This window comes from Paraburkholderia fungorum (assembly GCF_003610895.1).
Taxonomy (GTDB): Bacteria; Pseudomonadota; Gammaproteobacteria; order Burkholderiales; family Burkholderiaceae; genus Paraburkholderia; species Paraburkholderia fungorum_B.
This window is the reverse complement of sequence record NZ_MCAS01000012.1, coordinates 56,568-83,361: the sequence shown is the minus strand read 5'-3', so window position 1 is coordinate 83,361 and position 26,794 is coordinate 56,568. Positions and strand designations below refer to the sequence as shown.

Here is a 26,794-nt window from a genome sequence, read left to right as displayed (position 1 = left end):
AAGCTTACCTCCGTCGCCGCCCTCGGAGCGGACACTTCCCAGACATTTACCGGACATTGACCGGATATTTACGAAAAGGAACACCTCATGCAATCGCGTCTCGACTTCTACAAAGCCAGCCCGAGCGGCACCCGCGCGATGATCGCGCTCGAGGAAACCGTCGGCAAAAGCACGATCGACAAATCGCTCGCCGAACTGGTGCGGATTCGCGCGTCACAGCTGAACGGCTGCGCGTTCTGCCTCGATATGCACGTGACGGACGCGCGCAAGCACGGCGAAACCGAGCGGCGCCTGGCAACGGTGGCGGCGTGGCGCGAAGCGCCGTTCTTCACCGAGCGCGAACGCGCGGCGCTCGAATGGACCGAATCGGTCACGCTGATCGCACAAACGCGTGTGCCGGATGACGTGTGGGAAGCGGTGAAGCCGCATTTCACCGAGCAGGAAATCAGCGACCTGACCTTGCTGATCATTGCGATCAACGGCTGGAACCGGATTGCGGTTTCGTTCCGGAAAATGCCGGAGTAAATGCGCGGAGCGGGATCGCCGCACGCCAACCTGGCGCTGCGCATAAAACGCAAAATGGCGCGCCCGCACAATGCGAGGCGCGCCATTTTTATGCTGCTTTCGCGTATCCGGCGAGCGGCGAATCCGTGCCGCTTTCCGGACCCGTGACAGATTACTCCGCCGCCACCACGCCGCTCAGTGCAGCGGTTTGCCGCGCGTTCTCACGCGCTTCGTCGCCACAACGCTGATGCTCACGCGACAGCTTGCGCATCAGCGGCAACAGCAGCACGGCAATCAGCGCGCCCACTGCCGCGAGCCAGCCGAGGCCCGTAAACAGCTTGATGTACAACGGCAGCGATTCGAGCGGATCCATATCGCCCTTCGGCATCTGCGCGAAATTCGCCACCACGCTGCCCAGATACTGCGACACGCCGGTTGCCACGAAGTAAGCGCCCATCATGAAACCGCTCATCCGCGCCGGTACGTAGCGCGCGATCATCGCCAGACCCAGCCCGCTCACCAGCAATTCGCCGAGAGAATACAAACCGTAGCCGCCCACCATGAACCACGACGACACGCGCCCGTTCACCGCATAGCTGCCGCTCGCCGCATACACGAAGAAACCGGCCGCCACCACCGCGAAGCCGCACGCGTACTTGACCGCCACCGGCACGTCCTTGCCGTTCTTCGCGAGCTTCGTATAGAGCAGCGCGAGCACCGGGCTCAGCAACATGATCCAGATCGGATTGAGCGCCTGGAACTGCGCGGCGCTCCACGTGAACAAGGTCTCGCCGAACAGCATGAAGCGCGGATCGACGTTGCGCAGCGCGAACAGCGTGAGCGAGGTCGACATCTGCACGTAGAACACGAAGAACAGGATCACCTGCGCGGTCAGGACCAGCGCGGCAATCAGACCCGAGCGCTCCGAGCGTTCGCACTTCATCAGCATGTAGCCGAAGATCGCCAGAATCGCGACGCCCGCCGCGTACACGCAGGCCACCGCAATCGCCTTGTGCTGCAGCACGAACATCGTTGCCGTGCCGAGTGCGATGCCGCCCAGCGCAACCGCGCCGACGCGCTTCCACCGGACCGGTTCGGCATCCGGCGCGGAGCCGATATGCGCGAGCGTGCGGAACATGATGAAGTAGTTCAGCACCGACAACAGCATGCCCGCGCAGCAGACGGCGAATGCCGTGTGCCAGCCCCAATGGTCCTTGATCCACGGCGTCGCGAGCATCGACAGCGTCGAGCCGATATTGACCGCCATGTAGTAGATCGTGAACGCGCTGTCGATGCGCGCGTCGTCGCCTTCGTAGATGCGGCGCACGAGGTTGGCGGCGTTCGCCTTGAAAAGGCCGTTGCCCACCACGATCACGCCGAGCGACGCGTACATGTAGCTCAGTTGCTCGTTGGGCAGCGCCAGCATGAAATAGCCGGCCGCCAGCACGGTGGCGCCGAAGATCATCGTGCGGCGCGCACCGAGAATCTTGTCGCCGATCCAGCCGCCAATCGAGGGCGACGCGTACACCAGCGCCGTGAACGCGCCCCACGTGAGGGTGGCGTGGCTGTCGGTGAAGCCCAGCTTGTCGATCATGAACAGGACCAGCAGCGCGGCCATCCCGTAGTAGCCAAAGCGCTCCCACATCTCGATCAGAAAAACCGTCGAGAACGAACGGGTCTGCGAGACCGGTGCGCGGGCGGCGGGATTGGACGAATTCATCATGTACCTCTCGTACTTACGGTTGCGGCGGCGCATGGGCTAGCCACGCGGCGCGAAAAACGGAAACTGGAAAAAACTCAGCCGGCCCGGCGCCATACGGCGCGCGTTGACCCAGGCCCGCGCAGTCGGTGGCGCGTTCATCTACACGTTCATCTGGAAACTAAGCGGGACGCTCATTCGCGAACTGAACCGCAAACGAAGACGCCAAAACCAGCAGAAAAACCAGGGGATGGGATAGAGACCCGCCACGCGATGCGCCCTGAGGAAACTCCTCGGCCCCAAAGGACGTCCCTTTGGGGATTGGGGGGCGCTGCGCCACATCGGGCTCGGGCTCCGGCAGGCGGAACGGGCTCAATGATAAAGCATCGGGGGAAACGGGGGTTTGGCGGCCGGCGATCCGGCGGCCGGCGATCCGGGGGCCGGCGCTCCGGGGGCCGGCCACCCGGCTAGCAGCGGACGGTGGCCGCACCGGGCGGCGGGCGCTGTGCCCGCGGCGGGAAAAATCGGCAGTGATAGTCATATCCTCATGCCGGCCAGCGTTCGGATGGAACGGGCCGGACAACGCTCCGCCGCGCAGGATCGCTGCGCGCGGAATGAAAAACAGCGGCCGGCGTCGCGTCTGATATGAATACGCGCACCCAACCGCCAGGCGGGGCAGATTCTGCAAATAGAAACTTGATTCGTCACTCAGGGAATTCACTAGTGCTACGCCAATTACCGGTTCTTACACGCCAGATCCCTCTATTGCGAAGTCCCATTTGCCTGAAAATAAGCTTTGATGTCATACCTTTAAGCCGCTGGGCACTCAATCTGCATCAATGCGGATATGGGCGGATACGCTTCTCCATATCGCAATCTTTACCGCATCCGTCACCAATTTCTTGTCGAATTCCAGTCAAAACGGCTGACGCGGATTTCGGTTCTGGCAACATAGAGCGCTGTCTCGAAAATGCGGCCGCTTGCAAGACCGGGTGCTGAACAGCCCGCCGACCCGGCCTGAGCCGCCATCAAACCATATTTACTTACATCAAACAAATTTTGACGGGCTAATTTCCTCCTGCTATGGTCACGACAATTCAAAAGAACAACCCGGCACTCGAACTTGGGAGCAAAATCCGCGCGCTGCGGCAACGGCTGAAGCGCACGCTGGATGAAACGGCAACAGCGGCGGGCATTTCCAAACCGTTTTTGTCGCAAGTCGAACGTGGTCTGGCATCGCCGTCCATCACATCGCTGGCCGGCATTGCTCACGCACTCGGGGTGACGGTGCAGTATTTCGTCGATACGCCAAGCGAAGAACGCTCGGTGTGCCGCGGCGATCAGTTGAAGTTTTTTGGTTTTGCGGACTCAGCCAATCTGTTTGCACGGCTGACCAACCTGACGGGCGGCCGTCAGCTCGAAGCGATCCTCGTGAGGATGCCGCCCGGGCAGAAACGCTCCGAAGTCACCACGCATGCCGGAGAAGAATTTGTGTATGTGATCAGCGGCGAGGTGTCGCTGACGCTGGAAGGCAAGACGTTCGTGCTGCACGCGGGAGACAGCGCGCATTACGAATCGACGGTGCCGCATAGCTGGGCGAATACCGCGCGTATCGAGACGGTGGTCGTCTGGGTGGGTACACCGAGACTGTTCTAGAAGGCAGGCGCCTTTTCCGGTTGATCCGGCCAGGGTTTGCCTGCATTACCGAATGTAAGGAATCCTGCATGTCGCGTAACCAGCACGGGCAACAAGGGCCGCCCCGGCCCGGGCACCGCGGATAAGCGGGCGCCCCGCCGCCAGCGCGCTCTTCTCTCGACCTTTCCTGCGATCTCAACCGATGAAAACCCCGTTCGTCTACGCGACGGCGCTGGCCGCGCTCGTCCTTACGTTTCAGCCCTCCGCCTTCGCCGTTACGGTGCCGCCGGGTGTCACGCTCGCCGCGAGCCAGGAAATGACCCGTCAGGTGCCGGGCGAGACCGAGTCGCTCGACCCCGCGCATATCGAATCGTGGACCGGCAATACGATCGGGCTCGACCTGTTCGAAGGCCTGACGCGCATGGACGCGAGCGGCGCGATCGTGCCGGGCGTCGCCCAGTCGTGGGCACGCACCGGCCCGACCACGTGGGTGTTCAAGCTGCGCCGCGACGCGCGCTGGAGCAACGGCCAGCCGGTCACGGCGGCGGACTTCGTCTACTCATGGCAACGCGTGCTCGATCCGAAGACGGGCTCGAAATACACCGTGCTGGTCGAATTCGTGAAGAACGCGAAGGCGATTCTCGCGGGCAAGGCGCCGCTGACGAGCCTCGGCGCACGCGCCATCGATCCGTACACGCTCGAAGTCACGACCGAGGTGCCCGCCGCCTTCTTTGCGCAGTTGACGGCCATGACGACGATGGTCCCGGTCAATCGCGCAGCCGTGACGAAGTTCGGCGCCGACTGGACCCGTCCCGGCAACTTCGTGGGCAACGGCCCGTATGTGCTGACCGACTGGCAGCCGGGCAACCGCCTCGTGGCGACCAGGAGCCCCACATACTGGAACGCCGGCAAGGTCGTGATTACGAAAGTGACCTACCTGCCGATCGAAAACGACGAAACGGCGATGCGCATGTATCAGGCCGGCCAGTTCGACTACACGTACTCGATTCCGTCGGGCATTTATGCGCAGCTGAGCAAACAGTTCGGCTCCGAGCTGCAAGCCGGCCTGCAGATCGCCACTTACTACTACAGCCTCAACAACGACGACCCGGCGTTCAAGGACAAGCGCGTGCGCCAGGCGCTGGCGATGGTGCTGGACCGCGACCTGCTGACCAAACGTCTGACGGCCGACGGCGAAGTGCCGATGTACGGTCTGATTGCGAAAGGCACCGAAGGCTCGGGCGTGTTTACGCCTGACTGGGCCGGCTGGCCGATGGCCAAACGCGTCGACTACGCGCGCAACCTGCTGAAGGCCGCCGGCTATTCGGACGCAAAGCCACTGAGCTTCACGCTCACCTACAACACCAACGACCTGCACAAGAAGGTCGCGCTGTTCGCCACTTCGGAATGGCGCACCAAGCTCGGCGTGAGCGCGAAGCTCGAGAACGTCGAATACAAGGTGCTGCTCAAGCAACGCCACGACGGTAAGGTCCAAGCCTCGCGCGACGGCTGGTTCGTCGACTACAACGACGCCAACTCGTTTTTCGATCTGATCCGCTGCAACAGCGTGCAGAACGATCAGCACTACTGCAACCCGCAAGTCGACAAACTGATCGCCGAAGGCAACCAGCAGCTCGACGACGCGAAGCGCACCGCACTGCTCACGCAGGCACACGATCTGGCGATGAACGACTACCCCATCGTGTCGCTCTTCCAGTATTCGGCCGACCGGCTGGTCAAATCGTATGTGGGCGGCTACACGTCGACCAACTATCTTGACCAGCGCGCCACGCAAGACATGTATCTGATCAAGCACTAAGCGCGGGAGCACTGTCATGCTGGCCTATACGCTGCGCCGCACGCTCTGGGCGATCCCGACGATTCTCGCCGTGATCACCGCGTGCTATCTGTTGCTGCACCTCACCCCCGGCGGGCCCTTCGACACCGAGAAGCACCTCTCGGCGGCGGTGCTCGCGAACCTCAACGCCAAGTATCACCTCGACGAACCGCTGTGGTTGCAGTACCTCCACTACCTCGGCTCGCTGCTGCACGGCGACCTCGGTCCGTCGTTCCGCTACGCCGACTGGTCGGTCAACGATCTGGTGTGGAAGGCGTTGCCGGTCAGTCTCGGCGTAGGCGGCGTATCGGTGCCGATCGCGGTCGTGATCGGCGTCACGCTCGGCACGCTGGCCGCCGTGCGGCGCGACCGTTTCATCGATCACCTGGTGATGGTGCTCGGCAATATCGGCAACGTGGTGCCGCCGTTCGTGCTGGGCCCGGTGCTGGTGTGGATCTTCGCGATCCTGCTGAAGACCTCCGAAGGCCATGGCTGGCTGCCGGCCGGCGGCTGGGGCGAAGGCGAGTGGCGCTACCGCGTGCTGCCGATCGTTCTCCTCACCATTATCAACGTCGCCGCGATCGCTCGCGTGATGCGCGGCAGCATGATCGAAGTGCTGTCGGGCAACTTCATCCGCACCGCGCGCGCCAAGGGCCTGCCGGGACGCACGATCGTGTTGCGCCATGCGCTGAAGCCCGCGTTGATGCCGGTGGTGTCGCTGCTCGGCTCGATCTGCATCTCGTCGATCACGGCGGCGGTGGTCACCGAGTCGGTGTTCGCCCTGCCCGGTCTCGGGCAACTGGTCGTCAACGGCGCGATCAACCGCGACTACACCCTCGTGCTCGGCCTCGTCGTGCTGACCACCGCGGTCGCCGTCCTGTTCAATCTGCTGGTCGATCTGGCGTATGCCTGGCTCGATCCGCGCATCCGGTACTGATCCATGCCCCGCTCAATTCAACCGGCTGCCGCGGCGCTCGATCCGCTCGCGGCTATCGCCAGAGCGCCGCGTTCGCGCGGACCGCTCGCCACGGCCGCGCTGCGCTTCGTGCGCAATCGCGCGGCGTTTTCCGGCTTCGTCGTCTTACTGCTAATCGTGATTGTCTGCGTGGCCGGGCCATGGTTCCTGCCGAACAACCCGATCGACAGCGACTGGAGCGCGATCAGCCTCGCGCCGACGCTGCAAAACATGCACTGGTTCGGCACCGACGAGCTCGGCCGCGATCTGCTCGCGCGCACGCTGCAAGGCGGACGCGTGTCGCTGGAAGTGGGCCTGCTCGGCACGCTCGTCTCGGGACTGATCGGCGTGGCGTACGGCGCGACTGCCGGCTATCTCGGCGGTCGAGTCGACGCGGTGATGATGCGTATCGTCGACATGATGTACGCGATCCCCTACATGCTGATCGCGATCCTGATGATGACGATGTTCGGCCGCGCGTTCTATCTGGTCGTCCTGACGATCAGCGCGTTCTCGTGGCTCGACATGGCGCGTGTGGTGCGCGGCCAGACCTTGTCGCTGCGTTCGCGCGAATTCATCGACGCCGCCCGCGCCATCGGCGTGAGTTCGCGCTCGATCATCGCGCGCCACATCGTGCCGAATCTGCTCGGCGTGGTGGTGGTGTACGCGAGCGTGACGGTGCCCAACATCGTGCTGACCGAATCGGTGCTGTCGTTCCTCGGCCTCGGCGTGCAGGAACCCATGACGAGCTGGGGCGTGCTGATTCAGGACGGCGCCCAGAAGCTCGAATCGATGCCCTGGCTGCTGCTGTGCCCCGCGGTGATGTTGTGCGTCACCTTGTATTGCGTGAATTTCGTCGGCGACGGCCTGCGCGACGCATTCGATCCGAAGGACCGCTGAAATGCCGCTACTCGAAGTCAAAGACCTGAGCGTGCGCTTCACGCGCCGCGAAGGCGCGCCCGTCGACGCGGTGCAGCGCGTGTCATTTTCGCTCGAAGCCGGCCGCACGCTCGGCATCGTCGGCGAATCGGGTTCGGGAAAGAGCCAGACGGTGATGGCGCTGCTCGGTCTGCTGGCCGGCAACGGCAAGGTCTCCGGCACGGCGACTTATCGCGGCGAAAACCTGCTGACGATGAACGAAGCCTCGTTGAACAAGATTCGCGGCGACCGCATCGGCATGATCTTTCAGGACCCGATGACCTCGCTCAACCCGTTCCTGACGATCGAACGGCAGATGACCGAGACGCTGCAACTGCATCGCAGGATGTCGCGCCGCGAAGCGCGCCGACGCGCCATCGAAACACTGGAAACGGTGCGCATTCCCGATGCCGCGCGGCGCATCAACATGTATCCGCATGAGTTCTCCGGCGGCATGCGGCAACGCGTGATGATCGCGATGGCCCTGCTCTCCGAGCCGGAAATCCTGATCGCCGACGAACCGACCACCGCGCTCGACGTGACCGTGCAGGCGCAGATTATCGAATTGCTGCGCGAACTGAACCACGAACGCGGCACCGCGATCATTCTGATCACGCACGACATGGGTGTCGTGGCCGGTTTGTGCGACGACGTGATGGTGATGTATGCCGGCCAGACCGTCGAACAGGCGAACGCCGCCACGCTGTTCGCCGCCCCAACGCATCCCTACACGATCGGCCTGCTGAATGCGCTGCCGCGTCTCACCGACGACGATGACCGTCCGCTGCAAACCATTCCCGGCAACCCGCCATTGCCCGGCGAGGTCGGTGAAGGTTGCGCGTTCGCGCCGCGCTGCGCGTATTGCAGCGATCGATGCCGCGACGCGCGGCCGGCGCTCACGGCGTCGCCGACGGCGGCCGGCGCGCTGCGCGCCTGCCACCGGCCTGTGCGGGAAATCATGGAGGTCCAACACGCATGAACGTCACTTCCATTGCAGGTCATAGCCAGAGCCAAAGCAAAGGGCAGGGTCAAAGTCCGGCAACGCTATTGTCGGTCGACAATCTCAAGGTGCAGTTCGGTGTGCCGCGCGGCGGTTTCCCGTGGTCCGGCAAGGCGACGCTGCGCGCGGTGGACGGCGTGTCGTTCAGCGTGCGGCGCGGTGAAACCGTGGGCCTCGTCGGCGAATCGGGTTGTGGCAAGTCCACGCTCGCGCGCGCGATCATCGGTCTCGCGCCGGTGGCGAGCGGCAGCGTGCGCTGGCTCGACCAGGAAACCGTGTTGCCGGGCGCACGACGCGATACGTCGCGCTTGCGCCGCGATGTGCAGATGATTTTCCAGGACCCGCTGGCCTCGCTCGATCCGCGCATGACGATCGAACAGATCGTCGCCGAGCCCCTGCTCACGCATGGCCAGGACATCGCCCGCAGCGACGTGCAGCGGCGCGTTCTGACCATGCTCGAACGCGTCGGACTCAACGCGCAGCATCTGCGCCGCTATCCGCACGAGTTTTCCGGTGGCCAGTGTCAGCGCGTGGGCATTGCACGCGCATTGATCGGCGAACCGCAACTGGTGATCTGCGACGAGCCGGTGTCGGCGCTCGACGTCTCGATCCAGGCGCAAATCGTCAACCTGTTGCGCGATCTGCAGCGCGAGTTGTCGCTCTCGCTGCTGTTCGTCGCGCACGATCTCGCGGTCGTCAAAGCAATCAGCCATCGCGTGCTGGTGATGTATCTGGGCCGTGTGATGGAGTTCGGCGACAAGCGCGACGTGTATGGCACGCCGCGTCATCCGTACACGCGTGCGTTGCTGTCGGCCGTGCCGGTGCCCGATCCGGTGGTTGAACGCGCACGCCGTCATCTGCTGTTACGCGGCGAGATTGCCTCGCCGCTCTCCCCGCCCTCCGGCTGCGCGTTTCGCACGCGTTGCCCGGATGCGATCGAGGCCTGCGCGAGCGAGATTCCGCAGCCTGTCACGCACGGTGCGAGCGCGACACGTGTCGCGTGCATCCGTGCGAGCGATGTCTTGGGGGAAGTCCCGCTGGGAAATCGCTAAAGACGCGTTTGCCTATGCGGGGAGTTCACGCGTCGCGCAATGCACACCGCCGCCGCCGGATGCAATGCCAAGGATATCCACCTGGACAATCGCGCGAGAACCGGCGTACGGGCGGATGGTTGCCACGGCGGCGGCATCGGCGGCAGGGTCGTTGAACTTCGGCACGATGATCGCCCCGTTGCATTTGTAGAAGTTGATATAGCCCGCGGCAAAATTCGTCATCTGCTTTTCGCTCAGCACCACGCCGTTGGATGTGCCGTACTTACCTGGCGCATTCAACGCAATCAGAGTGAGCGCACGCCCTTTTGCATCCGTTTGACCCACCAGGTTCCGGTAGTTGGCGGCCATCAGCGCCTGCTCATAGGTCGAATTGGTCGGATCCGCCGCATAGGCGACGACGCCCGGCGCGAGGAACTTCGCGTAGAAGTCGACGTGCCCGTTCGTGATGTCGGTCTCATTGGCCGGCGTGGCCGCGCCGCCCTGACCACCGGCTCCGCAACCTTGCGGATAGATCGCCGTGCCCGGAATCCAGATGATCTTCTGTACGCCGAGCGTTCGCTGCAATTCAGCCAGCACTGTGTCTTTGGCGGTCGGCAACAGTGTCGCGCTCGCCACTACACCGTTCGGAATGTTGAACAACTGCGGATTGCGATTGACGTGCAGCACCGCGGATTCCGTGAGGATCGCCGTCGCCTCGCCGTCGAATTCGATCGCCCCGCCCTCGAGCGTCAACGTGCTCGAAATCAGCGTCGCGTTGTTCGCTTGCGCCATCCAGCCCGCCAGCGTGTGATCGTTTGCAAACGGCTGGAAGAATTTGCCCGACTTCGATTTGTTGCTGCCCGCGGCAACCGAAGGCGGCACCGTCATCCCCGCGTTCAGATTCGCGCCATCCGTGTTCGCGTTGCCCCAGCCGTTGAAGTTGAAGCTCACAGCGCACAATGCATTGCCATGTACCGTGTCCTTGACGAACACACAACCCGTGTCACGCGTCCAGAGATCGTCGAAGCCATTGGCAAGCGCGATCAGATTGACGCCGCCCACGCCCGTGCCCCGGGCCAGATAGTTCGCGTGAATCGCGGGATTCGCGCCGCTCGGCGTCGCCAGCAAGGCTTGCGCGGCGCTCAGGTCGACCGGCAGTACCAGCATGTTCACAGGTTCATACGTGCCGATCGCTTTGGCCACGTCCATCAGGTCGGCACGGACCCGGTCGATGCCCGCATCCGTGCTCTGCGCCGTAACCGGCGCCCAGATCCCTTCCGAACCCGAAGCGAACGCCATGTAGGTCGCCGTATGCGGCAAATCCTCACCCGGCAAAAGGTACGACAGGCGATTCGCCGATGACGGATTGCGTGAAGACGATGGCGGCGCCGACGCCGAAGGCGGGCTCGACGATTCACCTCCGCCACACGCGGCCAGGGTTCCCATCAAGGAGATTCCCAACAAGGTAGTAGAACTTTTGATAAAACCGCGACGCGTCACTAACGCGCGATCACCCGATGGTTGCGTTGCATTGCTACGTTTGCTGGGTTTTCCGGGTTTGCTGGGTTTGCTGGGTTTGCTATCTGTCATATCCATTTACCTGTGACTGCATCTGTTTGCCGGCCCCGGTTTGCGGCCCGGAATCCGGCGCTATTCTTGCGAGCGCACAAAACGCCGGCCGACGATCTCCCACGCCGCGGCATTACTCCGCAGTCGATTCAACGGGTCAGAAAACCGGTTTGCGCCACGCTCAGGAATCTCGAGCGTGTGGGAAATCGCGAGCCCGCACCGTGGATGCGGCTCGCGATATGTGATCAGCTGGGCTGCTGTTGTGTCGTGCAGTGAATACCACCGCCGCCTGCGGCGATGCCGTCGATATTCAGTTGAATCACGTCCCGGCCGGGAAACAGGTCCACGAGAATATCGCGCGTATTGCGGTCTGCTTTGCTGTCGCCGAACTCCGGGGCAATCACCGCGTGGTTGCACACATAGAAGTTGATGTATCCGGCCGCGAACTGGTCGTTCTCATACTTGCGGCGCACGGTCGTTGGGCCCTGCAGCACCACCACCTTCAATGGACGCCCCTTCGCGTCGGTGGATTTGCGCAGGATTTCCAGATGGCGCTTCGTCACCGCGTGATCGTAGGAAGACGGATCCGGATCGAGTCCGGCAACCACGACACCCGGGCTCGCAAAGCGCGCGTAGAAGTCGGTATGACCGTCGGTAATGTCCTTGGCTGCAATGCCTGGCAGCCAGATGATCTTGCGCAGCCCGAGCAGGCGGGACAGTTCCGCTTCGCACTGTGCCTGGCTGAGCCCCGGATTGCGATTGGCGTTCAGCACGCAGCTCTGCGTAATAATGGCCGTACCTTCGCCGTCCACTTCAATGCCGCCGCCTTCCAGCACCAGACGCGTTTCGAGCAGGTTCGCCCCGGCTCGGCGCGCGACGAAGACCGCCACCTCCGCATCCTGTTCGTGCTCCTGCTTGTCACCCCAACCATTGAAGTTGAAGCCCACGGCGCCGAGCTGGCCCGCGTTTCCTTTGACGAACACAGGCCCCGTATCGCGCATCCACAGGTCGTCGACAGGCTGGGTCACGAGTTCGACAGCCGCGCCGCACAGGCGAGCGGCGATGTCGTGGTCCTCTTCCCGCACCAGCATTTTCACCGGCTCATGTGCTGCAATGGCCTTCGCAATGCCGGCCAGATTCTCTCTGGCCACGGGGAGCAGCTTGCCGCCCCAGATCTCCTCGCTGGGGCCGAATGCCATCCAGGTCGCGGCGTGCGCGCCGCCTTCGTCCGGCATCCGCCAGCTGGCGCTCTGCGCGAGCGCCATCGTGCTGAAGCCGCTGCCCAGCGCGACTGACAACAGCGCGCCGCTGGGGGCCAGGAGTCCCTGTTTCAGGAAATGACGTCTTGTCGTCATGGAAAACACCTCATGATTATCGGTAAAGCCGGCTGCAGAGCCCGCTATTCAGGGCTTGCTCGCCTTGAGGCCAAGCCAGATCCGGCCCTCCAGGCGAGCGGTGGCGGGCGCCTCGACCACCGGCGTAAACAGCGTCCGCTTCTTCTGCTCATCGGGATAGATGTTCGGGTTATTGACCAGCGCGGGGTCCATCAGCTTCAATGCGCCCTGATTCGCGTTAGCGTATCGCGTGGCATTGGATATCTTCGCCACCACGTCCGGCCGCAGAATGTAGTTGATAAACGCATGCGCATTGTCCGGATGCTTGGCAGTCTTGGGAATGACCATGCCGTCGAACCACATCAGACTGCCTATGCTCGGGATGTCGTAGACGATGTCACGCTTGCGGTCCAGCTCTTTCGCCTTCTGCGCGGCCAGGTTGATCGCCCCGGAGTACCCGACCATGACGCACAGTTCGCCGTCGATCAACTCGTTGGCGTTGGCCGAGTCGACGAACAGACGGATATACGGCCGGACTTTCATCAGCATGGTCTGCGCGGCGGCATAGTCTTGCGCGTTCGGGTTCACCGGATCGCGGCCGACGTAGCGCAACGCCAACGGCAGCACCGTACTGGCGGAGTCCTGCAATCCCAGGCCGCAATGCGCGGCAATACGCGAGGCGATTGCCGGGTTGAATAGCAGATCCATGCTGTTCGTGGGCATATCCTTGCCGAGGATGGCGCTGACCTTGGCGCGATCGTATCCCACGCCCACCGTGCCCCACATGTAGGGAACGCCATACTGGTTGCCCGGATCGGATTGCGCCATCAGTTTCAGCAGCGTGGGGTCCAGATACTTGAGATTGGGCAGCTTGCTCTTGTCGAGCTTGCGAAACGCCCCGGCCTGAATCTGCTTGGCCATGAAATCGTTGGTGGGCCATACCAGGTCGTATCCGCTGTCGCCTGTCATCAGCTTGGACTGCAGTGTCTCGTCGCTATCGTACGCGTCGTAACGGACCTTGATACCGGTTTCCTTCTGGAACTCGGACAACGTGTCAGGCGCGAAATAATCGCTCCAGTTGTACAGGTTCAATATCTTCTCTTCCTCGGCCTGCGTTTGCCCTGCAAGCAGGCACAGACCGAGTCCGAGACCCATGAGTGACGGGAGCCAGTGCTTTTTCATCACGTATTCCTTAGCGATAGCATGACGAGGCACCGTCGCTGGTGAGCAGCGTACGATACATTTCCGGACGGCGATCGCGGAAGAAACCCCAGGACTGCCGGTCTTGCCGGATAGCGTTCAGGTCGAACGTGTGCAGAAGTACGGTTTCGTCCGTGCGATTGGCCTCCGCCAGCTTTTCACCCGTGTGATCCGCGATGAAACTGGACCCATAGAACACACCGGCCAGTCCCTCCTGTTGCGGATTGCCGTTGCCGAAGCCGACTTCACGGCCAATCCGGTTAGCCGCCACCACAGGCACCATATTGGCCGCCGCATGGCCTTGCATCGTGCGTTGCCAGTGGCCCGCCGAATCGAAATCGCTGCTGAACGGCTCGGAGCCGATGATGGTCGGAAAGCACAGGATTTCCGCGCCCATCAATGCGAGGCTGCGGGCCGTCTCCGGATACCATTGATCCCAGCAGATGCCGATGCCGACCTTGCCGAAGCGCGTGTCCCACACCTTGAAGCCGGTGTCGCCCGGCGTGAAATAGAATTTCTCCGTATAACCCGGGCCGTCCGGAATGTGCGTCTTGCGATACACGCCGAGTACCTTGCCATCGGCATCGGCCACCGCAACCGAGTTGTAGGCGGCATTACCGGCCCGCTCGAAAAAGCCGATGGGCAACACGATGCCCAGCTCGCCGGCGAGTCTCGCGAAGCGGGCAATCTTCGGATTGTCCGCGAACGGTTCGGCCAGCTCCAGATGCCGCACGTTCTGATCCAGACAGAAGTACGGCATCATGAAAAGCTCGGGGCACAACACGAGGTTGGCGCCCTTCGCTGCGGCCTCACGGATCAATCGTTCCGCGGTGGCCATATTGTCTTCAAAGGTCCAGCTGCCGGATGCCATTTGCACCGACGCTACGGTGATGTTTCGCGACGACATGTGAAGGTTCCTTCGATCGGATCGGGTCTGAATCAGTTAGCGGTGACGTTAGCGGTAACAGCCGGCTGCTGCTGCGTCGAACAATGAATGCTGCCGCCGCCGATCGACAAAGTGGGAATCGGCAGCAACTCCACGCGCCGCCCCGGGAACGCCTGGGCGAAAACCTCGCGTGCGGCCTGATCCTGCTCCACACCAAACGCGGTCGAGATCACCGCGCCGTTGACCAGAATGTAGTTCGCGTAACAATCGCAATAGCGCTCGGAGCCGAAGCGTTCGCTGACAATCGGCGAGGGCAGATCGAGCAGCTCGAAGCGACGCCCGGCGGCGTCGGTGGCTAACTCCAATGCCCGGCGATTCTCGCGCATCACCTGAAAATAATCGCCCTGCTCTGGGCTCGCGCTCTGACACAGCATCTTGCCCGGCGCGATGAACGACGCAATGCCGTCCACGTGTCCATTGGTTTCCACTTCGTCCGGATTGCCAGGCAACCAGATAATCTTCTCCACGCCCAGCATGCGCCTGAGTTCGGCCTCGATCTCGGCGCGATTCATATGCGGATTGCGGTTCGGATGCAGCAGGCAGCTTTCCGTGGTGATCAGCGTACCCTGCCCATCCACGTAAAAGGCACCGCCCTCCAGCACCATGTGCGAATTGAAAATCTGCGCGCCGGCCGCGCGGGCGATGTCCTGCCCCACTTGCTGGCAACCGTCGTAAGGCTGATATTTTTCGCCCCAGCAATTGAAGCGAAACGAGGCGGCACCCAGGCGGCCATGTTCGCCCACGAGGAAAATCGGTCCGCAGTCGCGCAGCCAATTGTCTTCCGCCGCGACCCCGAGCACCTCAACGCTGTTGCCGACCAGTTCGCGCGCAGCCTGCGCCTCGCTATGGTGTGCGGTCACCACGCAACGTTGATAGCGGGCAACCGTCTGCGCGACCAGCGCAAACTCCCGGCAGACACGCAGATAGTGGTCTCCCCACAGGTCTTCGCGGCCGTCGAGAATCGGCCATCCCAACCAGGTGGTATCCATCGTTTCCCATTCAGCGGGCATCCGGTAGCCGTGTTGGCGAGCGTCGAAGCGACTCATTCCTCTATCTCCATCGTTATGTGGTGAGTCATTGTGATACGGGTTACACTTGATGAAAAATGATGTTTATTGGCTAAATCAATCAATTTTTCTCATATCTCAATGCAACGTGTCCCCTCCCTGAAGCTGCTGATGGGCTTCGAAGCCGCGGCCAGACTGGGCAACTTCTCCCGTGCGGCCGACGAACTGCACCTGTCGCAATCCGCGATCAGCCACCAGATCCAGCAACTCGAGGAGCAACTGGGGCAACCGCTCTTTCGCAGAATCGGGCGGGGCGTGGAATTGACGGTGGCTGGCGAGGTGTTACAGCGCAGCGTGCAGCGCTCGATGGAAACGCTGCGCAGCGGGCTTGGGCGGATTGCCACCTATCTCGACCCCGGGCTGGTCGTGCTGGTGTGTCCTGCGCCCTTGCTGCACGGCTGGCTGCAGCCGCGCCTCGACCAGTTGCAACAGGTTCTTCCCGATCTATGCCCATTGCTCTCCACCGACGAGAGCGCGCGTTATGTCGACGAGATCGACGTCGATATGACGATCGGCGCACGGCCGATGCAACAGGCCGGCCTGTCGGAAATACCGTTTCTGCAAGACGAATGGGTGACCGTATGCGCGACGGAACTGGCGGCGAAGCTAGCCCGCGTGCCGCGCGCCAAACATCATTTGCATACTGGTCTCATCTGTCTGGAAGAGAACCTGACCAGCGAGAGCACCGCGCCGATTTTCCGCGGGCAACTTTCGGCCTACCGCATGAACGCAATCTATGACGATCAGCGCCTGGTGCTGGATGCCGTATTGCGCGGGCGGGGCATTGCCTGTCTGTCCCGGCTGGTCGCGCAAGGCAGTATCGACCAGGGGGCGCTAGCCGTCCTCGCCGACTACCCGCGTTTGCCGGGCATAACGTGGTGGCTCTCGCGCGTGGCCGGGCCGTCGCGCTCACCCATCGTCGAGCAGATGTTCGAATGGCTGCTGGCGCAGGGCAAGGAAGCCGACGCCGGCCGTGGTCCCGGTACCTAGCCTGTAACGGGAACACGGCCGGCCCATCCACGCGGGAGCATGGATGGCATGGCTGCATACCGTGCTAGAACGAATAGATAAACTGCGTGGCGAGCAGATCGTTAGAACTGCTGTAAGAGCCGTCGTTGCGCAGGAACACCTTGTTGTTGGCCCAGTCGTGCCGGTACTCGACCTTCACCGTAATCTGCGCGGTCGGGAAAAACAGCAGGTCGAGCGCAACGTCCTGACGATTCGAACCCTTGCATTGCAGGCCCAAACCACCGCTTGCCTGCGCATTGGCGAAGCAGTCCGCGCTGATGCCGAATCCGTTATACGGGTCGCGGCCCTGGCCGTTCAACGCAACACCGCCGCCACCGCCGCCGTTCTTGCTGTCGGCGAGGAAGTCGTAGCGCAACGTCGCGCCCATCCGGCCTATGCCCGGCACGCTGAACTTGCGGTGCGCGAGCAGCGAGACGCCATACCATTGCGCCTGGCCGCCGTTGAATGCGGCGTTCTGCTGCTGGCCATAGTCGAGCTCGACGTTGTACTGGACGTCGGCAAGCAGGTACGTCAGGTCGGCTTCCGAGAAGAAGAATGTGCCGAAACCGCTGGGCGCCTGACCGCTCACGCCGTAACTCACCGCGCCCGTGGTCGGATTGATGGCGCTCGGCAAAGTCTGCCGGCCGATGTTGAACGACGCACCGATATCGAGCGCACTCGACCACGTGTAGTCCGCACGCGCCGTGAAGGTCGGCACCTTGTTGCTGGTGGTGACCGGATCGCCCAGCGCATTCGTACCTGTCTGCGTGATGGCGCCGTTGGTCCGGTACTGTTCATTGCCGAGCAGGAACTTCCACGCCCAATCGCCCTTCGTGTAGTTCGCGCCGAGGCCGATATAACTGCCCGGATCGGAGAAGTCATACAGCAGATTGTGGGTCAGCGTGAGCATCTGGTTCGACTGCTGCACTTCATAGCCACCGAAGCTCGACATCAGGCCCGCGACAAAAGTCGTCGTGCCCGATAGCGGCACGCTGACGACCGCCGTGTTCAGAATGTTGTTGCCGATCTGGCCATGCTCGTTCTGCAACAGTGTGATGCCATTGCCGCGATTGGGCATCAGCGTGATTTCGGCCGACGGCGCCATTGGCCCGACGCCGAAGGTCTTCTTGATGTCGAGGTACAGGTCGCCGAACGTGCTGTTGAAGTAACCGCCGGTGCTTTCATGGTTCGCGAACAGGAACGAAGAGCTGCCTTGCGCGCGGTTATAGACGTAGGTCGGATCGATATAACCCGTCACCGAGAGACCGGCAAGCGGTCCGGTATTCGCGGCGTCTTCGAGCGAGTTCACCTTCAATTGCTGAATGGCAAGCTGCTGCTTCATGGAGGTGACGTCGTCGTTGGTCAGCGTTGCCTGCGCTTTGCCATATGCGGATGACGTAACATCGACGGGCGCCGCCGCGGGCTCGGCGGTTGCGGACCTGGTTGCGGCCTCATTTGCTCCTGCATTTGCCCCCGCATTGGCCCCTTTAGCGGGCGGCTGCGTCTGCAATCGTTTTACCTCTTTTTGCAGCGCGTTGAGCTGTGCCTGCAGCGCCCGGATTTGCTCGGTCGTGGTGTCTGCCAGCGCGATGCCGGGCAGACAGCCCGCCACCAGCAGACAAATCAGTTTCTTTCTCACACGAAGTCTCCTCGTTTGTTGTATTGCGATCAATGTGTCTATGCCTTGGCGGTCGCGAAGCTGCCGCTCACGGGATGCACGCGCGAGCGTTCCCATGCGAGGCTCGCAAAGGGCCTCACAAGACATGCAGCGACATGCAGCGCTCAGGGAAAGTGACCGCGCGTTAGCGGCGCAAGCGGGCTAGCGTCGTGGCGGCTTCAGGCAGCGCGGCAAACGGCGATCGTTAGCCGCGTGAACCACGCTATTCGACGCTCTTAGCGCCCCGCCTTGAGTTGCGCCCAAAGGCGGTTTTCCAGCCGGACAATGTCGATGGGCAACGGCCTCATCAAGGTCATTTTGCTCAGCACGTCATCGGCCGGATAAACGCTCGCGTCCTGCGACACGACCGGGTCGACGAACGGCCGGGCGGCACGGTTCGCGGTCGGATAGAACACCTCGTTGGTGATCGCCGCATTGACCTTCGGGTCTTCGATATAGTTGATCCACTTCATGGCCGCTTCGGGATGCGGCGCGTCCTTCGGGATCACCATCATGTCGAACCAGAGCAAGCCCCCTTCCTTGACATTCGAGAAGCGGATCTCGTAGGAGCGCTTCGCGTCTGCCGCACGCCGCCGCGCAATGCCCACGTCGCCGGACCAGCCGATCGCCACGCAGACATCGTTGTTGGCGAGATCATTGATATAGCCCGACGAGTTGAACTGCGTGATGTAAGGGCGCACCTTCTTCAGCAGATCGAAGGCGGCCTGATAGTCGGCGGGGTTCGAGCTGTTCGGGTCCTTGTGCAGATACTGCAGCGCGGTAGCGAATCCGTCAGCGGCCTGGTCGAGAAACGAGACGCCGCAACTCTTCAGCTTCGACACGTTGGCCGGATCGAACACCAGCGCCCAACTGTCGACAGGCGCGTTGTCTCCCAACGCCTTCTTCACTTCCCGCACGTTGTAGCCGATCCCGTCGGTGCCGTACGCCCAGGGCACGCCGTACTGCGCGCCAGGATCGACATCCGCGACCATTTTCATGAGTGCCGGGTCGAGATTTTTCAGATTCGGGATTTGCGACTTATCGAGCTTCTGAAGCATGCCCGCCTGAATCTGCCGGGCCATGTAGAGCGACGACGGCACGACGACGTCGAAACCCGAACTCCCCGCCAGAAGCTTGGCCTGCAGCGTGTCGTCGCTATCGTAGTTGTCGTATCTGACGTGAATGCCGGACGCCTTCTCGAAGTTCGGGATCGTGTCTTTCGCGATGTAGTCCGACCAGTTATAAACGTTGAGTTCGTTATCGGCCGCCAGCACCTGTGGCGCGCTGGACAGAAGAACTCCGGCGAGCGCAACCAGAGCCGCACCCGCGATCTCATGACGAAGATGACAAAAGCGCATTGTTGTTTCCCTTGAATATAAGATTTTTTCTTTAAAATCGGCAGGATTACGTAATAATTTAGAAAGGCGATGGAATCGCCTTGCCCGCTCTCCCCCTCATGCAGTCACAACACTGTGCCGGCGGAAACAGAAGCTTCTGAGTACTGGCTCCTGTCATTGCTTCTTTGCATCTGAACCGGCGAGCCTTTTGATCTCCATTCCTAAATATATGGACAATCTGAATAGCCGCAGGAATGGATGAAGGATCGTTGTTGACCCGGCATCGTGTCTCTCAGGTTGCCGGCGGGTGAGTCATTCTCGGTCGAACAATATCTGATGGGAATTGATGTTTTTTGTTTGATTCGATCAATTTCTCTCATGTCTTTGCAGCGGTCACTCGGTGACACAAAAAGCTGCAGCCGCTAGTTATTGCCGGCGCGTGACCGAAGGTCATCCGGGCAGATCAGGTTACGGACTGTAAGCAGTCTGTTTTGTCATCTTACGAATTGCAAGCAACCCGCAACGACACGTTATTCAACTGTAAGCAGTCCATCTCAGTTATGCGGAAACCATCCAGAAAACGTGCATTTATCTTAAACACTGAGACGCATTGTCAAATGAGGGAAAAGAAAATAAGGCACTGTGGTGCTAACCAGCGCGCTACTCAGCGCGAATAACAGCGCGGATAAACCGCTAACAGAAAACTAACGGCCACAAGCATTACAACCGGGGGAATGTCCAGCTTGAAAAAACACGTCAATCGCCGTCCCGATCTACCCACACAGTAATTCAACCGCATAACTGCCCGCTGAACCCGCTAAAGCGGGGCGCGTCCGTTATGCCATCGACAGGAGAGTTGTTTGGCAGCAAATGTTAGTAGCACACCGTAGTTTCCAATTCAGGAAAAACCATGAACTTCAAAACAATGACAGGCCAACACACAAAAGCGGGATTAGCACTGACAGCAGCGGGGGCGCTGACACTGTCCATACTCGCCGCTTGCGGCGGCGGCACGACGAGCACAAGCAGCTCAACGGCCGCACCCGGTAATTCGACTGCCACGCCGACAGCCATGACCGGCACCGTCGCCATCGGCGATGCACTGGTCGGTGCCAACGTTCTGGTCATCGATTCGACGGGCAAGAACGCCACTACGACGAGCGCGACGAGTGGCAGCTACTCGGTGCCCCTGTCCGGACTCACCGCACCGTTCCTGATCGTCGCCACCGATCCGAGCGGCAACAATGCACCGCTGTATTCCGTCGTAGCCAGCGTCCCGAGCGGCAGCAGCGCACCGCTGGTCGCCAACGTGACGCCGCTCACCACGGCGGTGACGGCACAACTGACCACGGACGGCAATCCGCTGGATCTCACGACCCTCGCCACGCTCTCGTCACTGGTGACCCCGGCGAACGTCAAAGCTTCCGTGTCGAAGCTGAACAGTGCCCTGTCGACCATCCTCATCCAGACGGGCGGTCTCACGGCTGCCGCTGCCGGCAGCTTCGATCCGATCGGTGGCGCGTTCACGCCGAATCAGACCGGAGCGGACGCGGTGATCGATTCCGTGATCGTGACGCCGTCGCCGACGGGCGGATTGCAACTGGCCAGCATCGCCAACCCGAACAGCGTGATTACGCTGAGTTCGACGGCCGCGGCGGCGAGCACGCCGCTGTCCGCGCCGACGGTTCAGGCGAACTACCTGGCACCGCTGCTCTCGCAGTTGGGGCAGTGCCTGAGCGGGACGAGCTCGGCCTGTTCGTCGGCTATCGACGCCTCCTACCTCGAGAACGGCTTTACCACGTTCCAGACCTACCACGCCGGGATCAGCGCCGCGGGTTCGACCATCACGGGCGTCAAGACGCTGACGTTTATTCCAGCGGGCACATTCCCGAATGTGAACACGCAAAGCGCGCTCGTGCAGATCTTCTATACCAGCGCGTCGGGTGTGCCCAATTTTGCGACCACCGTCGTGCAGCAACTGGCGAACGGCTCCTGGGACATCATCGGCAACCAGCAGGCTTACAACGTCTCGATCACGTCGTTCCTGGCCCAACGGCAATTCCTCGATACCAGCGACGCCCAGTATGGGCGATTTGAATCGGGACTCGGCATCAGCATTCCCGCCGGTGCCGCGGGCACGCCTAATCCAGTGAACCTCGCTTCCGCGTCGGTAACGGGACCGGGCATCAACGCTACAGCCTGGCTGGAGCCACGTAACGCAGTGGGCAGTTCCAGTCTTGCGCTGTCGGCGCGCCTCCTGAGCGGCGCCCCCACGGGCGGCGTCACGACGAACACCAATACCAGTCTCTACCGCTGGTCATGGCAGGCACTGCCGGGCAACACCGGGACCTATACCCCCCCGTCCACCAACCTCGGGTACTACACGCCATCGCCGATCAGCACGACGAGCGTGCCGCAGTTCGCGATCTATACGGTGACGTTCTATGACACCAACGGCAACCAGATCGGTCAGCCCACCAAGGTCATGAACCCGACCCCTGTGCTCGCGTCGTCGGCCGGCGCCGGGGTAAGCTGGCAAACGCTGTCATCCAGTGTGCTGAGCGCATTTCTGAATCCGAACGGATCACAGGCCGGCGCACAGGCTTCGGCCAGCGTGTCGTGGTCGAACCTCGTCGGCAACGCCAATGCGAATCTGGCGCCGCTCGTGACGGGCGTGCAGATTCAGGCCGTGCCCGGCACGGGTGTGACACCCTCGACGGAAGTGGATGGATGGTGGACAGGACCGGTGAGCTTCCAGAGCTCGGGGCAGTACACGGCGACCGTGACAGCGGGCCTTGCCCAGAACGGCGTTCAGCAATGTACGGCGGCCTGCCAGTTCGCTGCGTTGCAGGCGGGTGGCTCACGTCTTGTTCAGTTGAACTGGAATGCCGCCCAAACTGCTTATTACAACATCTGGAAGTACAACGACTGAGTACCGCATCGATGACGCGGAACGGCTGCTCGCTTAACCGGGAAGCAGGTTCTTCAGTTTGAGATGGATCCGGAGCGGCGTCCGATAGCGGGCGCCGCTTTTTTTATTGGCAGCTTTTCGCCGCAGCGTTCGCCACCATCGGGTAGCGGCTGGCGCCCTTATCCCGTGATGCGTTCAGTGGTCATGGCGCGCGACAAGCCATGCATGGGCCGACGTAGCGCGACATCGAAGGGATTGGTCTGCGGTCCGATCGCATCCGCCTGACGGCGCAGCAATTCGACCACCATCGGCAGGCGATCGTCGCCGAGACGCGCCGCCAGGGTGCCGACGCTCAGCGCCGCCACCGCCACGCCGGTGCGGTCCAGAATCGGCACCGCCACGCCCGCCATGCCGTCGAGCACACCGCTATTGCGGCCCGCATAGCCCAGCTGGCGAACGCGTTCGATCTCGGTGCGCAAATACACCTCGTCGAGCACACCGTAGCCGCGAATGCGCGGCACATTGAAACGGATGATCTCCTCACGCTCCGCTTCCGGCAGGAACGCAAGAATTGCCAGGCTCCCCTGACCGACCCCGAGGGCCACCCGCCCGCCGATATCGCCGGTAAACGAGCGAATCGGAAACGGGCCTTCGCAGATGTCGAGACACACCGCGTCGAAACTGCTTTTGACGAGCAGAAAAATCGTGTCGCCGAGACTTGCGCACAAGCGCAGCAATGCCGGACGGCACAGCGTGCGCATGCCGCTCGGATTGCCGGCCTGCGCGGCGAGCGCAAAGAAATCGACGCTCAGCCGATACAGCTTCGAATTTTCGTCCTGTTCGACGATGCCTTCCGCGATTAGTGCATGAAGAATGCGGTGCACGGTGCCTTGCGTCAGCCCCACCGCTTTGGCGAGACGCGTGACGCGGCCGCCTTCGGCTTGCGCTTCGGATAGCGCGCGAATCACCGCAAAGGCGCGCTCCAGCATGCCAGGACCGGGCACACCGCCCGCTTCGGCCACAGCGGAATCGGCATCTCGTTTGGCGGCAGCATTCATCTCCAGTGCTCCGAATTATTTCATTGATCGGAATACTATAGAGGGTTTTATCCTTCAATGGAATATTCCTGCTTCATCCGTTCCATTTACACCCGATCCTGATTCATAGGGATTTTCCGGAGGTCATGCAGCGGAACAGTTAAAGCTTCTTCCTGCCAATACATTCCATTCATCGGAATTTTTTTCAATCTTATACCAGCAAACGGAATTTGAAATTGACGTCATGGAATTTGGCTAGATAGAGTCGGCTCCATCGAGGCAGTAGCCGATTGAACCGGTGTCGATCCATCCAAAGGCCAGATCATGTCGTTCCTCACACTCACGGACGTAGCGAAATCGTTCGGCGATCTGCAGGCGGTCGCCGACGTGAACCTGTCGGTTGAAAAAGGCGAGTTCGTTTCGCTGCTCGGACCGTCCGGCTGCGGCAAGACCACTACCTTGCAGATGATCGCGGGCTTTGTCGAAACCACCCGCGGGCGCATCACGCTCGACGGCCGCGACATCACGCACATGAAGCCGAACAGGCGTGGCCTCGGCATCGTATTCCAGAGCTACGCGCTGTTTCCGCACATGAGCGTGGCGGACAACGTCGGCTTCGGACTCGAGATGCGCAACGTCGACAAGGCCGAGCGCAAGGAGCGCGTACGTGAAGCGTTGGCGCTGGTGCGGCTCGATACGCTCGCGCACCGCTTTCCGCGCGAGCTGTCCGGTGGACAGCGGCAGCGTGTGGCGATCGCCCGCGCGATCGTGATCGCGCCGCCCGTGCTGCTGCTCGACGAACCGATGTCGAACCTCGACGCCAAGCTGCGCGAAGACATGCAGTTCGAACTGCGCGCCATCCAGCGCAAGATCGGCACGACCACCATCATGGTCACGCACGACCAGTCGGAAGCGCTGTCGATCAGCGACCGCGTGGTGGTGATGGAAGCCGGCCGCATTACGCAGATCGACACGCCGTACGAAGCCTACGAACGGCCGGAAAACCGGTTCGTCTCGCAGTTCATCGGCAAGGCCAACATGCTGGCAGGCAAGGTGGTGGCCTGCGACGGCGACGCGATCCGCATCGACCTCGGGCACGATCTCGCCGAAACCGGCCGCACCACACAGCTGCCCGCACGCGAACGAAGCATCGGCGTCGGCGACGCGGTCACGCTGTGCATCCGTCCGGAGAAGCTGCGCCTGTGCGCGCCGAACACGGGCCGCCTGTCCGCCACCGTAACGAGCCGCTTCTTCCTCGGCAGCCAATGGCTGTATCGCGTGGACAGCCGGCTTGGCGAAGTGCTGGTGTGCTGCCAGAACGAAGGCACCGAGCCGCTGCCGGAAGGCGCGGCGGTCGGAGTCGACTGGAACAGCGAGGCGATCCGCTTCATTCAACGGGATGCGCATCATGGCTAGTACGCTGCCTGCGTCGAACAACGACAGCATGAAGACCGGCCATGCGCGCCGCGCGCCGTGGCACGCTTTCCTGCCCCTGTGGCTGATGTGCGCGCCGGCTTTCCTGCTGTTCGCCGCGCTCGTGCTGGTGCCGCTCCTGATGACGCTGGTGCTGACCTTCTACCGCTTCGATCCGGCGAGCGGTCCGATCGCCGCATTCCAGTTCGGCAACTACGCGGAGGTGCTGAAATCGTCGTATTTCCACACGATCTTTCTGCGCACCTTCGGCATCGCCTTTCTGACCACCCTGCTATGCATCGTGATCGGCACGCCTGAAGCCTATGTGCTGTCGCGCATGCGCGATCCGTATCGCTCAATGTTCCTGCTGATCATTCTCGCGCCGCTGCTGGTCTCGGTCGTGGTGCGCGCGTTTGGCTGGAGCATGCTGCTCAACAGCAACGGTCTCGTGAACCAGGCGTTCGGGCTGGTCGGGCTGGGACCGTACAAGCTCGAGTACACCACCTTCGCCATTGTCATTGCCCTCGTGCACGTCATGCTGCCGTTCATGGTGATTCCCGTGTGGACCGCGTTACAGAAGCTCGACCCGCAAACAGAGAACGCCGCGCTCTCGCTGATGGCCTCGCCCGCGACGACCCTGCGGCGCATCGTCCTGCCGCAACTCACGCCGGGCATTCTGTCGGGCAGCCTGATGGTGTTCGGCCTGTCGGCGAGCGCCTTCGCGATTCCCGGCCTGCTCGGCGGACGGCGCCTGAAAGTCGCCGCCACCGCTGTCTATGACGAATTCCTCGGCTCGCTGAACTGGCCGCTCGGCGCGACCATCGCGCTCCTGCTGCTGGTCGCGAATCTGATCGTGATGCTCACTTACTACCGGGTTCTGGAGCGCAAGTACGCCAGAAGCCTCGGCTGAACCTCGCGAGATCATCATGAGAAAAAACGGCCCTATTGCGCTGATTTTCCACACGCTTGTGATTGCGTTCGTGCTCGCGCCGCTCGTGATCGTCGTGCTGGTCGCCTTCACGCCTGACGAAACGCTCACGCTGCCCACGCATGGCGTATCCCTGCGCTGGTTCCGCGCCATCCTCGACTACCCGGATTTCATCTCGGCGTTCTTCAACAGCCTGAAGCTGGCGTTTGCCTCGGCCACGCTTTCGTTGATCGTCGCGTTACCTGCGGCGCTCGCGATCGGCCGTGCCCGCTTTCCGGGCCGCGGCTTCCTCAACGGCCTGCTGCTGTCGCCGCTGGTGATTCCCGGCCTCGTGCTCGGCATCGCGCTGCTGCGCTTCTTCGCGCTGATTGGCGCGACCGGCTCGTTCGCCTGGCTCGTGCTCGCGCACATGATTATCATCACGCCGTTCGTGATGCGGCTCGTACTGGCCTCCGTCAGCGGTCTCGACCGCAGCGTCGAACATGCCGCGCATTCGCTCGGCGCCGACGCGTGGACCACCTTCCGCCGCATCACCTTCCCGATGATTCTGCCGGGCATTACGGGCGGCTGGCTGCTCGCGTTCATCAATAGTTTCGATGAACTGACGATGTCGATCTTCGTCACCTCGCCGCAAACCGTCACGCTGCCGGTGCGCATGTACATGTACGCGACCGAATCGATCGATCCGATGATGGCCTCCGTCTCCGCGCTGGTGATCTTCATCACGGCCGGCGCGATGCTGCTGCTCGATCGCGTCTATGGGCTCAACCGGATTCTGATCGGCCAGCATTGATGTCTTCTACCGCCC

At 62.0% G+C, this 26,794-nt stretch carries 21 protein-coding genes; 12 read left to right on the top strand and 9 right to left on the bottom strand.

Features of this window, described 5'->3' with window-relative positions; genetic code table 11:
• Positions 1–87: 87 nt before the first annotated feature.
• Positions 88–525 carry a carboxymuconolactone decarboxylase family protein gene (locus BCY88_RS13120; protein WP_120344659.1) on the top strand — a complete coding sequence of 146 codons (438 nt, stop codon included), beginning with the start codon at positions 88–90 and terminating at the stop codon, positions 523–525.
• A gap of 151 nt (positions 526–676) precedes the next feature.
• On the opposite strand, the gene BCY88_RS13115 is transcribed toward BCY88_RS13120, so the two are convergent.
• A complete protein-coding gene (locus tag BCY88_RS13115) occupies positions 677–2,224 on the bottom strand; it encodes a peptide MFS transporter (protein WP_120344998.1) in 1,548 nt (515 codons plus the stop codon).
• A 1,062-nt stretch (positions 2,225–3,286) separates the two neighbouring features.
• Between BCY88_RS13115 and BCY88_RS13110 the strand changes: the two genes are divergently transcribed.
• The 6 genes from BCY88_RS13110 (at position 3,287) to BCY88_RS13085 (ending at position 9,600) form a co-directional block, all read left to right on the top strand.
• Complete coding sequence (locus BCY88_RS13110; RefSeq protein WP_120344658.1) at positions 3,287–3,859, top strand: cupin domain-containing protein; 573 nt, start codon at positions 3,287–3,289, stop codon at positions 3,857–3,859.
• Between the two features lie 181 nt (positions 3,860–4,040).
• Entirely contained in the window at positions 4,041–5,657 is a 1,617-nt protein-coding gene (locus BCY88_RS13105; protein WP_120344657.1) for a peptide ABC transporter substrate-binding protein, read from the top strand.
• Between the two features lie 16 nt (positions 5,658–5,673).
• Positions 5,674–6,612: an ABC transporter permease subunit gene (locus BCY88_RS13100; RefSeq protein ID WP_063499935.1), complete on the top strand. Its 939-nt coding sequence runs from the start codon at positions 5,674–5,676 to the stop codon at positions 6,610–6,612.
• A gap of 3 nt (positions 6,613–6,615) precedes the next feature.
• Positions 6,616–7,530, top strand: coding sequence for an ABC transporter permease (locus BCY88_RS13095; protein WP_183081355.1), 915 nt, complete (start codon positions 6,616–6,618; stop codon positions 7,528–7,530).
• A gap of 1 nt (position 7,531) precedes the next feature.
• Positions 7,532–8,527, top strand: coding sequence for an ABC transporter ATP-binding protein (locus BCY88_RS13090; protein WP_120344656.1), 996 nt, complete (start codon positions 7,532–7,534; stop codon positions 8,525–8,527).
• Positions 8,524–9,600, top strand: a complete 1,077-nt coding sequence (locus BCY88_RS13085; RefSeq protein WP_259461380.1) for an ABC transporter ATP-binding protein — start codon at positions 8,524–8,526, stop codon at positions 9,598–9,600. Before BCY88_RS13090 ends, BCY88_RS13085 begins: the two co-directional genes overlap by 4 nt.
• 12 nt (positions 9,601–9,612) lie before the next feature.
• Here the strand turns inward: BCY88_RS13085 and BCY88_RS13080 are convergent, their stop codons facing one another.
• From BCY88_RS13080 to BCY88_RS13060, 5 genes are all read right to left on the bottom strand, one after another.
• A complete protein-coding gene (locus BCY88_RS13080; RefSeq protein WP_259461379.1) occupies positions 9,613–11,025 on the bottom strand; it encodes an agmatine deiminase family protein in 1,413 nt (470 codons plus the stop codon).
• Between the two features lie 368 nt (positions 11,026–11,393).
• Positions 11,394–12,503 carry an agmatine deiminase family protein gene (locus BCY88_RS13075; RefSeq protein WP_120344655.1) on the bottom strand — a complete coding sequence of 370 codons (1,110 nt, stop codon included), beginning with the start codon at positions 12,501–12,503 and terminating at the stop codon, positions 11,394–11,396.
• Between the two features lie 48 nt (positions 12,504–12,551).
• A complete protein-coding gene (locus BCY88_RS13070; protein WP_120344654.1) occupies positions 12,552–13,664 on the bottom strand; it encodes a polyamine ABC transporter substrate-binding protein in 1,113 nt (370 codons plus the stop codon).
• Positions 13,665–13,674: 10 nt separating this feature from the next.
• A complete protein-coding gene (gene aguB, locus BCY88_RS13065; protein ID WP_120344653.1) occupies positions 13,675–14,589 on the bottom strand; it encodes an N-carbamoylputrescine amidase in 915 nt (304 codons plus the stop codon).
• Between the two features lie 32 nt (positions 14,590–14,621).
• The gene (locus BCY88_RS13060; RefSeq protein ID WP_120344652.1) at positions 14,622–15,674 is read right to left on the bottom strand and encodes an agmatine deiminase family protein; all 1,053 of its coding nucleotides are present in this window, start codon (positions 15,672–15,674) and stop codon (positions 14,622–14,624) included.
• Positions 15,675–15,776: 102 nt separating this feature from the next.
• Here BCY88_RS13060 and BCY88_RS13055 point away from each other — a divergent pair, with 102 nt between their 5' ends.
• Positions 15,777–16,685, top strand: coding sequence for a LysR family transcriptional regulator (locus BCY88_RS13055; protein WP_120344651.1), 909 nt, complete (start codon positions 15,777–15,779; stop codon positions 16,683–16,685).
• Positions 16,686–16,749: 64 nt separating this feature from the next.
• Here the strand turns inward: BCY88_RS13055 and BCY88_RS13050 are convergent, their stop codons facing one another.
• Both BCY88_RS13050 and BCY88_RS13045 read right to left on the bottom strand, forming a co-directional pair.
• Positions 16,750–18,342, bottom strand: coding sequence for a DUF3138 family protein (locus tag BCY88_RS13050; RefSeq protein WP_120344650.1), 1,593 nt, complete (start codon positions 18,340–18,342; stop codon positions 16,750–16,752).
• A 254-nt stretch (positions 18,343–18,596) separates the two neighbouring features.
• Positions 18,597–19,718 (bottom strand): polyamine ABC transporter substrate-binding protein, encoded by a 1,122-nt coding sequence (locus BCY88_RS13045; RefSeq protein ID WP_120344649.1) that lies wholly within the window; start codon positions 19,716–19,718, stop codon positions 18,597–18,599.
• 889 nt (positions 19,719–20,607) lie between these two features.
• Here BCY88_RS13045 and BCY88_RS13035 point away from each other — a divergent pair.
• A complete protein-coding gene (locus BCY88_RS13035) occupies positions 20,608–22,629 on the top strand; it encodes a hypothetical protein (protein ID WP_147408517.1) in 2,022 nt (673 codons plus the stop codon).
• Positions 22,630–22,787: 158 nt separating this feature from the next.
• Here BCY88_RS13035 and BCY88_RS13030 read toward each other — a convergent pair whose 3' ends face one another.
• Entirely contained in the window at positions 22,788–23,666 is an 879-nt protein-coding gene (locus tag BCY88_RS13030) for an IclR family transcriptional regulator (protein WP_120344646.1), read from the bottom strand.
• Between the two features lie 303 nt (positions 23,667–23,969).
• On the opposite strand from BCY88_RS13030, the gene BCY88_RS13025 reads away from it, so the two are divergent.
• Genes BCY88_RS13025 through BCY88_RS13015 form a run of 3 tightly spaced genes read left to right on the top strand, consistent with a single transcriptional unit; the run spans position 23,970 to position 26,779 of the window.
• A complete protein-coding gene (locus BCY88_RS13025) occupies positions 23,970–25,061 on the top strand; it encodes an ABC transporter ATP-binding protein (protein ID WP_120344645.1) in 1,092 nt (363 codons plus the stop codon).
• A complete protein-coding gene (locus BCY88_RS13020; protein WP_120344994.1) occupies positions 25,054–25,968 on the top strand; it encodes an ABC transporter permease in 915 nt (304 codons plus the stop codon). Before BCY88_RS13025 ends, BCY88_RS13020 begins: the two co-directional genes overlap by 8 nt.
• A 16-nt stretch (positions 25,969–25,984) precedes the next feature.
• Positions 25,985–26,779 carry an ABC transporter permease gene (locus BCY88_RS13015; protein ID WP_120344644.1) on the top strand — a complete coding sequence of 265 codons (795 nt, stop codon included), beginning with the start codon at positions 25,985–25,987 and terminating at the stop codon, positions 26,777–26,779.
• The last annotated feature ends 15 nt before the right edge of the window (positions 26,780–26,794 follow it).

Coding starts and splice junctions, on each gene's coding strand:
- BCY88_RS13120 (WP_120344659.1), top strand. CDS start 88: ATGCAATCGCGTCTCGACTTCTACAAAGCCAGCCCGAGCGGCACCCGC.
- BCY88_RS13115 (WP_120344998.1), bottom strand. CDS start 2,224: ATGAATTCGTCCAATCCCGCCGCCCGCGCACCGGTCTCGCAGACCCGT.
- BCY88_RS13110 (WP_120344658.1), top strand. CDS start 3,287: ATGGTCACGACAATTCAAAAGAACAACCCGGCACTCGAACTTGGGAGC.
- BCY88_RS13105 (WP_120344657.1), top strand. CDS start 4,041: ATGAAAACCCCGTTCGTCTACGCGACGGCGCTGGCCGCGCTCGTCCTT.
- BCY88_RS13100 (WP_063499935.1), top strand. CDS start 5,674: ATGCTGGCCTATACGCTGCGCCGCACGCTCTGGGCGATCCCGACGATT.
- BCY88_RS13095 (WP_183081355.1), top strand. CDS start 6,616: ATGCCCCGCTCAATTCAACCGGCTGCCGCGGCGCTCGATCCGCTCGCG.
- BCY88_RS13090 (WP_120344656.1), top strand. CDS start 7,532: ATGCCGCTACTCGAAGTCAAAGACCTGAGCGTGCGCTTCACGCGCCGC.
- BCY88_RS13085 (WP_259461380.1), top strand. CDS start 8,524: ATGAACGTCACTTCCATTGCAGGTCATAGCCAGAGCCAAAGCAAAGGG.
- BCY88_RS13080 (WP_259461379.1), bottom strand. CDS start 11,025: ATGGGAACCCTGGCCGCGTGTGGCGGAGGTGAATCGTCGAGCCCGCCT.
- BCY88_RS13075 (WP_120344655.1), bottom strand. CDS start 12,503: ATGACGACAAGACGTCATTTCCTGAAACAGGGACTCCTGGCCCCCAGC.
- BCY88_RS13070 (WP_120344654.1), bottom strand. CDS start 13,664: ATGAAAAAGCACTGGCTCCCGTCACTCATGGGTCTCGGACTCGGTCTG.
- aguB (WP_120344653.1), bottom strand. CDS start 14,589: ATGTCGTCGCGAAACATCACCGTAGCGTCGGTGCAAATGGCATCCGGC.
- BCY88_RS13060 (WP_120344652.1), bottom strand. CDS start 15,674: ATGAGTCGCTTCGACGCTCGCCAACACGGCTACCGGATGCCCGCTGAA.
- BCY88_RS13055 (WP_120344651.1), top strand. CDS start 15,777: ATGCAACGTGTCCCCTCCCTGAAGCTGCTGATGGGCTTCGAAGCCGCG.
- BCY88_RS13045 (WP_120344649.1), bottom strand. CDS start 19,718: ATGCGCTTTTGTCATCTTCGTCATGAGATCGCGGGTGCGGCTCTGGTT.
- BCY88_RS13035 (WP_147408517.1), top strand. CDS start 20,608: ATGAACTTCAAAACAATGACAGGCCAACACACAAAAGCGGGATTAGCA.
- BCY88_RS13030 (WP_120344646.1), bottom strand. CDS start 23,666: ATGAATGCTGCCGCCAAACGAGATGCCGATTCCGCTGTGGCCGAAGCG.
- BCY88_RS13025 (WP_120344645.1), top strand. CDS start 23,970: ATGTCGTTCCTCACACTCACGGACGTAGCGAAATCGTTCGGCGATCTG.
- BCY88_RS13020 (WP_120344994.1), top strand. CDS start 25,054: ATGGCTAGTACGCTGCCTGCGTCGAACAACGACAGCATGAAGACCGGC.
- BCY88_RS13015 (WP_120344644.1), top strand. CDS start 25,985: ATGAGAAAAAACGGCCCTATTGCGCTGATTTTCCACACGCTTGTGATT.